The organism is Candidatus Woesearchaeota archaeon, from assembly GCA_016180285.1.
In the GTDB taxonomy this organism is placed as follows: domain Archaea; phylum Nanobdellota; class Nanobdellia; order Woesearchaeales; family JACPBO01; genus JACPBO01.
Map to the genome: position 1 here is coordinate 1 of JACPBO010000007.1, position 13,190 is coordinate 13,190.

A 13,190-nucleotide genomic window follows, 5' to 3' on the forward strand; every position below is an offset into this window, starting at 1 on the left:
TGCTCCAGAGCGAAGCCTGGTCAAACGCGCAGGACTCAGATGCGGTGCGATACTTAAGACCAGCTAGGACATCCTGTCCCTTAGAGCTTTGGCAGCAGAATTGCCTTGGCAAGGAATGGGTCCGAGGGTTCGAATCCCTTCCTCCGCATTACATTTTTATATTGGACTGTATTTTCTTAATAAAAGGGGGATCTGAACAAGAGTGGCAAAGATGAAAAGAAGCAGATTGGTTTTAATAATGCTCTGCATGATCTTGCTTAATTTATCAATAGCTTCAGCCATAACAATAACCCCCAGAATATCAAAAGACAACTACCAGATTTTTATGTTCTCTATTTTGGGAATAACAGACGTGACATTGTCAGTCACCACTGAAAAGCTCGCCTTCACTAATCTTCACCTGCAACTTTCAGAGGAATTCGCCAACATAAGCCTGAAGGTTGAAAAACTAGATGGCCCTCCTGAGGGCTTGGGAGCTCCTGGAGGAGCCTATCAGCACATCAGGGTTATAAATTCAAAAATACGCGACGCAACAGTGGATTTTCTGATAATCGAATTCAGGGTAAAAAAATCATGGCTTTCTGAAAATGGAATTAAAGACTCTGATGTTATTTTAACAAGGTACACATACAGCTATAGCTGGGTTGAGCTGCCAACAAGCAAAATAGCGGAGAGCATAGAGTATATCTATTATGAGGCGAAATCTCCTGGCTTTGATTATTTAAGCTATTTTTCGATTTTTGCAAAAAGGCCTGTGGAACAAATGACAATGCAAAAACCCAATTCAACTGCAATACTGCAAAGCATCAATTACAGTTCAGGCAGTTCGGTTGCAAATGAAACTGCTATGGTTGTTGAATATAAAACCCAAGAAAATAAAACACCAATTCAAAAATTATTAGGTATGATTTATGCTATTTTTGGAAGAAAGTAGGTTATACTTAAAAATGCAGCAAATCCTGTTCAGAAGCACAAACAAAAACTCAGAATTAGTTGATTTTAAAACTGCGTTATTAACTGGCCAAGCCCCGGATTACGGGCTTTATATGCCTGTTTACGCGCCTAAGTTAAGCAAAGAAGTTATTGCTTCTATGAAAAAGATGAGCTATGATGAAATAGCTTTTATTGTTACAAAAGAGTTTCTTAAAGAAGAGATCAGCGATGAAGAATTAAGGAGAATAACAAAAGAAGCCTATAATTTTGGCATACCGCTGGAAAAAGTCAGGGATAAAATTCATGTCATGAGGCTGGACAGGGGGCCAACAGCTTCTTTCAAGGATTTTGCAGCCAGAATGATGACAAGGCTTATGCAGTATTTTGCTGGAAAAGAAAATAAGCAATTAACAGTCTTAGTCGCAACATCAGGCGATACAGGCGGGGCAGTGGCAGATGCCTTTTATGGATTGCAAAACATCAATGTAGTGATTTTATTCCCTGAAAAAGAAGTTACGGGAAGGCAAAGAAAGCAGATGACTACTTTGGGCAGGAATGTAAAAGCTATTGCTGTTAAAGGCGTATTTGACGATTGCCAGGCCATTGTCAAGAGGGCGTTTAATGATAAAGAGCTAAACGAATTAGATTTAACATCTGCTAACTCCATTAATATAGGGAGATTATTGCCGCAGTCAGTGTATTATTTTTACGCTTATGCCAGACTGGCGAAAGAAGGGGAAAAAATAATATTTTCAGTCCCATCCGGCAACTTTGGCAATTTAATGGGCGGTGTTTTCGCCAGAGAAATGGGCTTGCCAATAGAGAGATTTATTGCAGCTACAAATGAAAATGACGAATTCGCTAATTTTTTAAAAACTGGAAATTATGAGCCAGTTGTTCCTTCTAGGAAATGCAGCTCTAATGCCATGAATGTGGGGCATCCAAGCAATTTAGCCAGATTGATTGACTTATACGGCGGCTGGCTTTTTGATGAAAGAAATGAAAAAGGGGAGGTTGTTAGAAAAGGCATTTTAAATAAAAAGCCTGATATGGAAAAATTAAGAAAGGATTTTATTTCATTTTCCATTACAGATGAAGAGGCGAATAAAGCAATAAAAGAAGTTTATAAAAAATACAAAATATTGCTGGAGCCGCATGGGGCTGTTGGATTTGCCGCTTTGGAAAAAGCCAAAATAAGCAAGGATGAGCTGGCTGTCAGCCTGGAAACAGCCGACCCTGCCAAGTTCCCTAAGGAGATAAAGGCTTTGCTCGGGATAGAGCCAAAGGCTCCTAAAAGCCTTTCTGAGCTGGATGGCAGAGGAGAGAATTTTGAAATTATTTCTAACGACTACGAAGAATTTAAGGAGATGCTTTTAAAATCATAAATAATGCCAGACATAAATAACTTATAAAATTGTTATGTCTGGCAAACTTTAGTAAGCGATTTATTCTATTACTTATTTTTGTCGCTTACTAAAACTCAGTAATCTTTATAAAGAATAAATAAAATCTGATCATTATGCCTCCGTAGCATAGTAGCTATTGCGCCAGGTATGAAGTTTTCTTTATACCCGCAAAACCTTGGTATTATGCTAACCTAAAAGGTGGAGGTCGCGAGTGCAACTCTCGTCGGAGGCTTTTTGTTTAATATAAATGGGGGCGTTATAATGAAAGTCTTATATGAAGGAAAAGAAACAAAGATAAGCGAACTGCCTGAAGGCAGCTATATGCCCAGACTACCTTGCTATAATTGCGCAACACAGCCATTGATCAGCAGGGATAATCTTGGTGAAAGAATAAGGAAGCTTGGCTATGACAAATTCAACATCAACAAAGATGAAGTGGTGGTTGAAGTTCAAGGCCCATTTCAATATTTGCATCTATCTGCATCTTGTTGTAGAAAACAGTGATAGAAATAAACTAATCTGCTAATGTGCTTTATTAGAATGGCGTTTACTAAAGAAGCAAAAGCTATATAAATGAATTCTTTTTAATATCTTATTGAGGGCTCATGATCTAGTGGCTATGATGTCACCTTGACGAACGAGCGTAGCGAAGTGAGTCAAGGCTCAGAACGAAAGCCGAAGGCGTTGACGCTGCCTTGACGAGCGTAAAACGTTCAAACTGGTGAATGTCGCCGGTTCAAGTCCGGCTGGGCCCATTAAAAAGAGGTGGTTCAAATCAAGCAATACAAAAATATTTTTTTCATTGTTTTGGCCATTGTAATTTTCGTTTTTGCTTTTTTAATTGCAAGGCCATTTATAGACGCATTGCTTGCTGCTGCAGTTGTTGCTTATATTTTTCATCCGGTTTACAGGTGGCTTCTGGCAAAAACAAAAAGGAAGTATTTATCAGCATCGCTGGCCATTATCCTTATACTGCTTATCTTAATAGCAGCAGCGTCTTTGCTCATAGGCGCGCTTTACAAACAGGCATATTCTGTATACGGCGCAGCTAAAGGCGGCTTTGCAGCAGAGGGCTTGAGAATTTTCATGAATGAAAATGCCAATAATTACATAATGCAGCTCTTAAAAGACTCCGCTTCTTTCATATCAGACCAGGCTTCGGGGTTTTTCCTGAGCATTCCGAAAAAGCTGATATCCATGTTTGTTGCGCTCTTCACAATATTCTTCCTTTTGATTGACGGCGAGCAGCTGCTGAAAAGGATAAAAGAAATCCTTCCGCTGAAAGAAAAGCAAAAACAGATTCTTGAAAAAGGAATTGGAAGCATGCTGTACGCTGTTGTATTCTGCACAATAATTGTTTCAATAATCCAGGGCATAATAGGGCTGGCTGGGTTTTATATATTCGGAGTTGATCATCCTTTGTTTTGGGCTCTTATACTGACGCTTGCAGCAATGATACCTTTTGTGGGGGCATGGGTTGTTTGGCTGCCTGCTGCATTGATTAAGATAAGCAATGGATACTATGCGGGCAACAATGCAGATATTCTTCTTGGAATCGGGCTTTTAATTTATGGCGCGCTGCTGATCTCAACTATTGATAACGTGATAAAGCCGAAGATTATAGGGGACAGATCAAAGCTTCATCCTGTTTTTGTGCTTATCGGAGTTTTAGGCGGCCTGGTTTTGTTCGGCTTTATAGGCGTGCTAATAGGCCCGGCTATAATGACCTTGTTTGTAAACATAATTGAATTCTACAGGGAGTCTATCAAAAAATGAAATTGATTGCCAAAGACATGGATATTGCAACAGGAGATGTTTTAGTTGCAATACTTAACCAAAAAGATGCTGCAAAGATGGACCTGCACGCATTGGACAGGATTAAAATAAAAAAGAGCGAGAAGATTGAAACGGTTGTGCTTGATATTGCAGAAAGCGAAAAGGCTGTCCCAGAAGGCCATATTGGAGTTTTCGAAGAAGTCATTGATTCTCTGGGCTTAAAAGATAATGAACCTATTGAGGTAATTCCTGCAAGAAAGCCCCTGTCCATTGATTTTATAAAGAAGAAGCTTGACGGCGGGACTTTAGATAAAAAAGAAATTGACCAGATTGTGTGGGACATTGTGCACAACAAGCTTGATGCAATAGAGCTGACTTATTTTGTTTCTGCCTGCTATTCAAACAGAATGACGATGAAAGAGACGGCTTTGCTGACAAAGGCAATGTCTGACATTGGCGATAAGCTAAAGCTGCGCCGCTATCCTGTAATGGACAAGCACTGCTCTGGAGGTGTTGCGGGCAACCGAACAACAATGATAATAGTTCCGATAATTGCGGCTGCCGGCTTAACAATTCCGAAAACATCTTCAAGGAGCATAACAAGCCCTGCGGGAACAGCTGACACAGTTGAAGTGCTCACAAATGTCAATATTCCTCTTCCAAAAATGAAAAAGATTGTTGAAAAAACAAATGGCTGCTTAGTGTGGGGCGGAGCATTAAACCTTGCTCCTGCAGATGATAAGATCATAAAAGTTGAAAAGCCGCTTGCAATAGATGCAAAATCGCAGCTGCTTGCTAGTGTTATGGCAAAAAAGGCATCTGTTTCTGCCACGCATGTTTTGATTGACATCCCTTATGGCAAGGGCTCAAAAATTCTGGATAAAAAAGCAGCATCGCAATTAAAAAAAGGATTTGAGGAATTGGCAAAAGCTCTTGGAATGATTGTCAAGGTTATTTTAACAGACGGAACGCAGCCGATAGGAAATGGAATTGGGCCCAGCCTTGAAGCCCGCGATGTTTTATGGATTTTAAGGAATGATCCCAGAGGGCCTCAGGATTTAAGGAGAAAAGCATTGATGATGGCAGGCTTGATGCTTGAGATGGGGTATAAAGCAAAGAAGGGAGAGGGCCTGAAAAAGGCAGCCGGTATTTTAAATGACGGGAGAGCATATAAAAAATTCATTGAAATAATAAAAGCGCAGGGAGGAAAAGAGATTATGCCGCAGGATATAAAAATTGGCGAGTTTGCCTATAATGCGCTTTCGCCAAAACAAGGCATTGTAAGGCATGTTGACAATCATTCGATATCAAAGATCGCAAGGATTGCAGGCGCTCCGCAGAACAAGGGGGCCGGTGTTTATCTGTACAAGCATGTAGGCGATAAGGTTAACAAAGATGAATCGCTGTTTACAATATACGCAGAAAGCCAGAGAAAGCTGGATTATGCTGTTTCAGCTATTGAAGAGTTTGACGGCATTGTTGTCGGATAATTATCTGGATTTGTTTATTTCTTTATGCAGTCTGTTTTATATGGCACGTCGAAGCACAGCTTTTCCAGCCTGTCCAGTTTTTCAAAACATAACTGCCTGTCGTCTTCATGATAGCAGTATGTTGCATCAAGTGTTTTTTCAGGAATGAAAGTAAGATACACCAAACAAACCCTTCCAACCGGAGTTTTTATTTACGGGAATAGTGTAATGACTGTTGTTTGGGGAGAAAAACCAACAGCGTTTGTGATAAGCTCAAGGAAGAACTATGATTATTACAGGGAATTCTTTGAGGATATATGGAAAAAGGCAGTCCCTTAAAGCGAAACATTTATATAGTAATGTAATATTATTGTTACATATGTCACAAAATAATTACAATATTAGAATCATTGAATCGCTTTTCAAGAGCGGCAATCACATCAGGGGGCTTGCCAGGCTGTTAAAAACTAATCAAACCACCATTGCAAGAAAAGTCCATGAATTGTACAGAGAAAACATTGTTGATTTTAAGCAAGAAGGAAGAAATAAGGCATTCTTTCTGAAAAAAACGCTGGAGGCAAAACAATATGCCTATCTTGTTGAATCGCATAAGCTATTAAAGATATTAAAGAAGTACCCTCATTTAAGGAGGATCATAGAGCTGATCAGGAAAAATCAAAAAATAAGCTTGTCAATTCTATTCGGCTCATATGCAAAAGGCATTGCAGCTAAGGACAGCGACATTGATATCTACATAGACACTAAAGATGCCAAGCTAAAAGAAGAAGTCGAGCAGATAGATTCAAAAATAAGCGTAAAAATAGGCAGCTATAATAAGGACAGCCTGCTTATTAAGGAAATAGAAAAAAACCATGCAATAATAAAGGGCACTGAGCTGTACTATGAAAAAAATAAATTTTTTGATTAAGCTGCATAAACAGGAAAAACTGCAGGAAGTTGAGCCCAGTGATGAACTTAAAGAAGCTTATATTCTGAGATCAAACGAATCTTTATCTTCAGCAAAAGCGCTATTGAAGATAGGCAATCTTAAAGATGCAGTTGCATTGGCATATTATTCCATGTACCATTGCCTTCTTGCTGCATTGTTTAGGATAGGCATAAAATGCGAAAATCATGCTGCCTCAATAATACTTCTCAAAAAAGTATTTGGAATTGACAATGCCAAAATGTCAAAGGCAAAATCCGAGAGGGTAGACAAGCAGTACTATGTTGATTTTGCAGTTAATCAGGAAGAAGCATCTAATTCCATAAAGGTTGCTGAAGAATTCATTACAGAGATGGGCAATCTTATGGCTAATCTAAATGAAGAGAAGGTAAAAGAGCACCATGAAAAGGCAATTGGGCTCTTTATTGAAAAAGATAAGGAGAAGGGAAAAGAAGCGGAGAGGCCTAAAACAAAAACTATAAATACTAAATCAAACATATTGGGATAAGAGGGGTGATAAATATGGCTGATGCAAATCTTATTGTTACATATGATCCTGCCCATGCAGGAAGCACAAAAGCTGAGATAGAGGCGTTGCTGAAAGAGCTGAAAGTTAAGCCTAAATTTCTGAAATCAGGCATTGATGGGTTGTTTATGCTTCGGGTTTCAAATCCCAAGAAGATTGTAAGCTCGCTGTTAAATAAGGCGAAAAAAGACATTTCAAAATTCGAGCAGACATTTCACTATACGCCGATAGACAAATGGGTTAAGGCAACTGTAAAGGACATGCAGAAAGGCATAAAGGGCTTTGTCAAGGATATAAAGCTGAATGACAAGTGGAAGATGGAATTGAATAAAAGGCACTATGACAAGGAAGGCGTGACAGACCTTATACTTAAGCTTACAGAGGTTGTTGACAGGAAGAATGTTGATCTTGAAAAGCCGCAGAAGATAATAAAAGTCGAGATATGCGGCAACAAGGCAGGGCTGGCTTTATTAAAGGCTGATGAATTGCTAGATGTGCCTAAGCTGAGAAAGTGATTTCAGATTATTTTTATACCTGAATTACGGCCATATCTTCAGATGTTACTATTCTAGAATAGAAATGTTTATAAAGATGTTACTTAACTTTATCTAATTGTTTCAAGAGGGGATGGAATGATAGAAAAAGCTAAAACTATTTCAGTTATCGCTGTTGGGAACAGCAAGGAAGACAAAGTGCCTGATAGAAAGGGCATCGGGCAAAAAGACTATCTTGTCAGAAATTTTGGGCTTCAAATTGATGAACTAAATATTTCTAAATTGTGGCTAATAGAAACACAATCAAATAATGGCATCGATTACCGCAAGATAGCGGAAGAAATTTTGATTAACCCCGTTGTTCATTCTTATATCGTGTATGTTGGTTTTGATCCTTTTGCAGAAAAAATTTTTAATAAAAAATATACTGGAGACTGGGTTTTGCGTTTTGGCTTTAAGACACAGCCCTTTGTTAGTGATGTAGAGGGCGAATTTGTCCAGCGAGCAGTAAAAGATGTTTTAGGAATAGATTTCAGCTCTTTAAGAACAGCAAGCCAGTATACATTTAGAGGAAAATTAAACAAAAGAGATCTTGAAGTAATTGCAAATCAAAGCCCGATTGACTCAAAATGCCATAAAGTCATTTATTTTCCTATTGACATGGATGATATGAACGCTATGCAAAGCCCTATTAGCAAAAGGCACCAGAAATTGATTTACAGAAAATAAAAATGGCAATAGACGAATCAGTAAAATTTGAATGGGGAAAATTTTTGAATTTAAAACGTGAAGAGCTTGATAGTTTTGTTGCCCATCACAGATTGGCTTTTCTTCCAGGCGAGGCTGCAGTTGTTCAGAAAGAAATGAAAAAAGAACTTCCCTACTGGAAAAATAAAGGCATCGAAATAAATTCTGATTTTACGCAAATGTTTCTTAAGATGGCTGATCAGCAGTGGTGCGAGCATTCGGCGCATGGAACAAGCAAAGGAAGAATAAAACTTCTCGATTATTCTCTTGGCAATGGCATTGAACCAACCGTAACGCAATATGAAAACCTCATCAAGGAAACAATCTTCCATGCTTCTGAATTTTTAAATAAAGATTTTGTCGCATCAATGTTCAAGGATGATGCAGGCATAATGTATATTGGTATTTTTGAAGGCAGCAAAGTTGGTTTCGACCATAAAAAATTTGTCAAGCTTGGCCTTGCGTACAAATGTGAAACACATAACTTTCCATTCAAGATCTACCCAATAGGCGGCACAGAAACAGCATTAGGCGGAGACTTGAGAGACATCTTGGCAGTTCTTGGCGATGTAAGAGGAGCAACTTATGTTTTATGCCTTGCGCCTCCTAGCTTAGATACCAAGAAAGTTCCAAAAGGAGTTCATCCCCCGATTCAATATCTTCTTGAAGGCATACGGGGCAATGAGAGTTATGGAAATAAATTCGGAGTTCCTACAGTAATCTCAAAAATAGAAGCCAATAGAATATTTGCCACTAATCCTTTGTGTTTCTCTGGTGCTTTTGGCGTAGTGGATATTGACGAATATCTTAAGGCACAAAGGATTATGCCGGGAGATAAACTCGTTGCATGGGGGGGCGCAACAGGAAGAGATGGCTTAGAGGGCGCCGCAATGGCTTCAATGGGGGGCCACTTTATTGGCAAAGGAGCGCAAACAGAAATCGAGAAAAAACAGGCAGAAAGGCTGAGCGGCGCAGTTCAAATCGGAAATCCTATTGTTCAGCAGGCATGGGCTTACATTCTTAACAGATTTATTTTTCCAATGAGCATAATAACCCGGCAAAGAGATACTGGCGGTGGCGGCTATAATGCAAGTTGCTTTGAATTGTTTGAAATGAGCAATGGCGGAGTTCTTTATCTGGATAGGATATGGACAAAAGAAAAAGGCTTAACAGATCTTGAATTGATTTTGTCAGAATCACAGGAAAGGCAGACTGCAACTGTTCGGCCACAGCACGCAAAAACATTAGTGGAAACAATGAGGCATTTTGGCGTCCCTGCAGCTGTTTTAGGAACTTGCACAGGAGATGGCAGAATCAGATTAACGAAGAATAACGGAAAGACCATTGTTTTTGATGCAAGTGTTAATTTCCTAAGAAACGGAAAACCTAAGGTTGAAAGAACAGCTATTTACAAAGAGTTGATTTTGCCCGAGCCCATAATAAAAAGAAAGAAGAAATATACAGAAGACCTTCTTAACATACTTGCAAATCCAACAATAGCCAGCAATGAGATGGTCATGGCCAGGAAATTCGACCATCATGTCGGCAATGCAACTGTCCACGGCCCATTCTCAGGCCCTCATTATGATGCGCCAAATGATGCTGCTGTGACTCAGCTATTTATGGATTACTATAACGGCGAAGTTCTTTCTATAGCAATTAACTCGAGAAGGGGAATAAAGAGCGTCAGGGATATGGTTAAGTCAATGTTTGATGAAGGCATTATGAAAAATATACTTGCTGGAGGAAATCCTTATTATATGGGGACAGGAGACAATTGGTCATTTGCAAACATAAAAAGGGATGATGAGGAATTAGGAAAAATGGCTGTCGGTTATCAGACATTTGCCGACATGGTTGTTTTATTTGAGGCGCCAGGCATAGTAGGCAAAGACAGCTCTAATAATAACCATATGGAAGGAGGAGAAAAGTACTATATACCCGCGATACTTCATTTTTCAGCATTGTCAATTATAGATGATGTAAGAAAAACATTAACATCATTTGCAAAAAATCCCGGAAATCTGATTTATCTTGCTGGTTCGCCCACTAAAGCAGAACTGGGCGGCTCTCTATTTTACGCAATACAGAACTTCAAAAGAAAAGGAAAAGAAGAGTTTTCAGGAGGGAAACCCGAATACCATGTTGACGGATATATTGGCAATAAAGTTCCTAAAGTGGATGAGCAATTTGCAAAAATAACGTATCATGACATATATCATATCATGCAAAATTGTGTGAATGCAGATCCAAGAGAAAGCATTATCCGCTCTTCAAAAGCAGTTGCAGCCGGTGGCCTTGCGACTGCCCTGGCATCAATGGCTTATGGTGGAAGACATGGAATGCAAATAACGCTTTGTGATAAATCTTTTTCAGCACTAGAAAACCACGAGATTTTATTCTCAGAAACTCTTACAAGAGCATTATTTGAAGTAGATGCACGCAGGCGTAAAGAATTTGAGAATATAATGGACAGAACGAATACCCCTTATGCTTTAATAGGCCGCATAGACTCTACCCAAGATTTCAAAGTTGTCTGCCCTGACTCAACGCTTGCTGTTTCGACAACACTGGATAAAATAGGAAAAGCATGGAAATCTGCTTACAATTTCGCAGAGCTTCCATGAATAAAATGAAGACAAAAAAACCAAAAGCCGCGATATTGTGGTTGCCTGGAAAAAACAGGTATAGGGAAAGTGAATGGTCATTGAAGCATGTTGGCTTTGAAGTAGAGTACGTCTTCATGAATGACCTGCTCTTAAAAAAGAAAAGTGTTCTCGAATACTCTTTGATATTTGATATTGGGGGATTCGGCTTCGGGGATTATAACTTTGCGGGTTCACTGGCTGGAAAATATTTCCTGCACCCCAATGTGAAATCTGAAATGGAGCGGTTTGTAGAAGAAGGAAGGCTTTTATTGGGGGTATGCAATGGTTTTCAAGACTTGACAGTGGCTGGGCTTATTTCAACTTCAAAAAAACCATTTGGAGAGGTTGATTTGGCGCTTTATGATACGGATGCTGGAAGATTTATGGATTATCCCGTGAGCCTTAACAATGTCAACAGAGGAAAATGCATTTGGACAAAAGGGATTGAAGAAGTGCTTCTCATGCACATGGATAATGGTGAAGGAAAGCTGGTCACAAAAGGATATTATCGCAATGATCTTGCTGTTTTGAAAAAACTTTGGAATAATGACCAAGTTGTATTTGCATATGTTAAGCCTAAAGGGCAGATGCTGGGGAAAAGAGAAAGCAATCTAAGAGCAGATCCAACAGGCTCTGTTGACCATATTGCAGGCATATGCAACTATAAAGGCAATGTGCTCGGGATGATGCCTCATCCAGAAACAACTAATCCGCTGTCAGATCCTTTGTGGACAAGAGATGGGGCCAGAAAAGAGCCTTCGGGCTTAATTTTGTTCAGAAATGCTTACGAGTATGTTAAATGAGGTGAAAAAATGCCAAAAGATGCTGAGGAGAGCATATCTGCGCGGGAAATTGTTAGAAAACCAGATCCAATAAAAGACAAGTTGGATGAACTGATTGAAGATGCTCTTGGTGAATTTTCCTCTAATAAAGCGGAAGAAATGGAAGAGCCTGACATTGCCAGCATTGACAAAGATGCAATAGGCTTTGAAAATATTCATATGCCGCAAGATACAGATCGCACTACTCGTAAACTATTGTATTTGATTGTATCAGAGGCAATTAGAGGCAGAGCAACCGATTTATATTTTGAATTATTTGGGAATAGGCTGAAAGTCAGATATGTAATAGATGGTGTGCCTTACGAGACGCCTGCGCCACCAAGACGGCTTTACAAGGATATTGCACTGGATTTAGAGGCAGAGTTTGGTATTCTGAAAATAACAAAGAAACAATTAACAGGGTGGGAGAAGATAGTGAAAACTTTAAAACATATGGTCGGATTAGGCTTGTTTGAACCAGAATCTGAAATTATTACTAAGCTTCGTGAATTTAATGATGGTGATCTCGCGTCAGTAACATCAAGGGGGATTAACTTTAACTTAATGAAGGTTGCATCAAAATACGGCCTTCAATATCGCTTAAAAATTTTTCGTGTAAATGAATTCAGCAATTTAGAAGATTTATTTCCATTGAAAAGCGTTGAAAAAATAAGGGAAGGGATGCTCAAAAAAGAAAAAGGGCTTGTACTGGTGGCTGGCGCTCCTAACAGTGGCAGAACAACAACACTTTATCACCTATTGAGTTATGCAAATAATTATGATAAGGTAAGTGTAGCAATTGGAAGATGTTATGCTCCGGAAAGTGTGCATCAATTTTTGGTCAGACCCACAAATCTAAATTATGCTGATACACTAAAAGCTATCAGAAATCTTAATCCAAATGTTGTATTGTTAGATAATATAGAAGACAGTAAAACTGCAAAAGAAGCCATTTATTACGCATCCAGCGGGGCATTAGTTCTTGCTTCCGTCCCTTCAAATGACGCAATAACTGGAATCAACTACTTGTTAAGCCTGGGAGTAAATTCAAGTTTGCTTGCTGATTCTTTGCAAGGAGTTATAGGCCAAACACTTGTAAGAAAAATTTGCGATAAATGCAAAGAAGAGTACAAGCCACATGAAGAGCTTCTTAAAGAACTTAAGCTGGCTAAAGACTTGACAGCTCATTATGGAGAAGGTTGTGATGAATGCAGACATGGAGGATATCTAGGCAGAATTCCCATCTCTCAGGTCATAGGACCTGAAGACAAAGAAATGGGTATGATTAAAACAGAGCTTAAAGAAGGTAGGTCGGTTGAAAGAATAGCCCCTTCTTTGCAAGAGCTTGGCAAAGAAGAAATGTTTAAGGGTTTAACGACTATTGAAGAACTTTTAAAAATTTAAACATGAAAATGAGAGGAAAA

General features: G+C 39.1%; 13 protein-coding genes and 1 tRNA gene. 13 read left to right on the forward strand and 1 reads right to left on the reverse strand.

Going from position 1 to position 13,190, the window contains the following annotated elements:
- The first annotated feature begins 202 nt into the window (after positions 1–202).
- The 6 genes from HYU07_02170 to HYU07_02195 all read left to right on the forward strand — a co-directional run bounded on the left by HYU07_02170 (position 203) and on the right by HYU07_02195 (position 5,605).
- A complete protein-coding gene (locus HYU07_02170; protein ID MBI2129021.1) occupies positions 203–934 on the forward strand; it encodes a PGF-pre-PGF domain-containing protein in 732 nt (243 codons plus the stop codon).
- A 13-nt stretch (positions 935–947) separates the two neighbouring features.
- On the forward strand, positions 948–2,318 hold the full coding sequence (gene thrC, locus HYU07_02175; GenBank protein ID MBI2129022.1) for a threonine synthase: 1,371 nt from the start codon (positions 948–950) through the stop codon (positions 2,316–2,318).
- Positions 2,319–2,600: 282 nt separating this feature from the next.
- The gene (locus HYU07_02180; GenBank protein ID MBI2129023.1) at positions 2,601–2,843 is read left to right on the forward strand and encodes a hypothetical protein; all 243 of its coding nucleotides are present in this window, start codon (positions 2,601–2,603) and stop codon (positions 2,841–2,843) included.
- A gap of 95 nt (positions 2,844–2,938) precedes the next feature.
- Positions 2,939–3,094, forward strand: a tRNA-Val gene (locus tag HYU07_02185).
- A gap of 10 nt (positions 3,095–3,104) precedes the next feature.
- Positions 3,105–4,115, forward strand: a complete 1,011-nt coding sequence (locus tag HYU07_02190; GenBank protein MBI2129024.1) for an AI-2E family transporter — start codon at positions 3,105–3,107, stop codon at positions 4,113–4,115.
- On the forward strand, positions 4,112–5,605 hold the full coding sequence (locus HYU07_02195) for an AMP phosphorylase (GenBank protein ID MBI2129025.1): 1,494 nt from the start codon (positions 4,112–4,114) through the stop codon (positions 5,603–5,605). The genes HYU07_02190 and HYU07_02195 overlap by 4 nt, the downstream gene beginning before the upstream one ends.
- Positions 5,606–5,619: 14 nt before the next feature.
- Here HYU07_02195 and HYU07_02200 read toward each other — a convergent pair whose 3' ends face one another.
- Complete coding sequence (locus HYU07_02200) at positions 5,620–5,769, reverse strand: hypothetical protein (protein MBI2129026.1); 150 nt, start codon at positions 5,767–5,769, stop codon at positions 5,620–5,622.
- Positions 5,770–5,963: 194 nt separating this feature from the next.
- On the opposite strand from HYU07_02200, the gene HYU07_02205 reads away from it, so the two are divergent.
- The 7 genes from HYU07_02205 (at position 5,964) to tadA (ending at position 13,170) form a co-directional block, all read left to right on the forward strand.
- On the forward strand, positions 5,964–6,512 hold the full coding sequence (locus tag HYU07_02205; protein MBI2129027.1) for a nucleotidyltransferase domain-containing protein: 549 nt from the start codon (positions 5,964–5,966) through the stop codon (positions 6,510–6,512).
- The gene (locus HYU07_02210; GenBank protein MBI2129028.1) at positions 6,487–7,038 is read left to right on the forward strand and encodes a HEPN domain-containing protein; all 552 of its coding nucleotides are present in this window, start codon (positions 6,487–6,489) and stop codon (positions 7,036–7,038) included. The genes HYU07_02205 and HYU07_02210 overlap by 26 nt, the downstream gene beginning before the upstream one ends.
- 14 nt (positions 7,039–7,052) lie before the next feature.
- Positions 7,053–7,571: a hypothetical protein gene (locus HYU07_02215; GenBank protein MBI2129029.1), complete on the forward strand. Its 519-nt coding sequence runs from the start codon at positions 7,053–7,055 to the stop codon at positions 7,569–7,571.
- A gap of 117 nt (positions 7,572–7,688) precedes the next feature.
- Positions 7,689–8,279, forward strand: coding sequence for a hypothetical protein (locus HYU07_02220; protein ID MBI2129030.1), 591 nt, complete (start codon positions 7,689–7,691; stop codon positions 8,277–8,279).
- A 2-nt stretch (positions 8,280–8,281) separates the two neighbouring features.
- Positions 8,282–10,924, forward strand: coding sequence for a hypothetical protein (locus HYU07_02225; GenBank protein MBI2129031.1), 2,643 nt, complete (start codon positions 8,282–8,284; stop codon positions 10,922–10,924).
- 5 nt (positions 10,925–10,929) lie between these two features.
- On the forward strand, positions 10,930–11,748 hold the full coding sequence (locus HYU07_02230; protein MBI2129032.1) for a phosphoribosylformylglycinamidine synthase subunit PurQ: 819 nt from the start codon (positions 10,930–10,932) through the stop codon (positions 11,746–11,748).
- A 9-nt stretch (positions 11,749–11,757) separates the two neighbouring features.
- Positions 11,758–13,170, forward strand: coding sequence for a Flp pilus assembly complex ATPase component TadA (gene tadA, locus HYU07_02235; GenBank protein MBI2129033.1), 1,413 nt, complete (start codon positions 11,758–11,760; stop codon positions 13,168–13,170).
- The last annotated feature ends 20 nt before the right edge of the window (positions 13,171–13,190 follow it).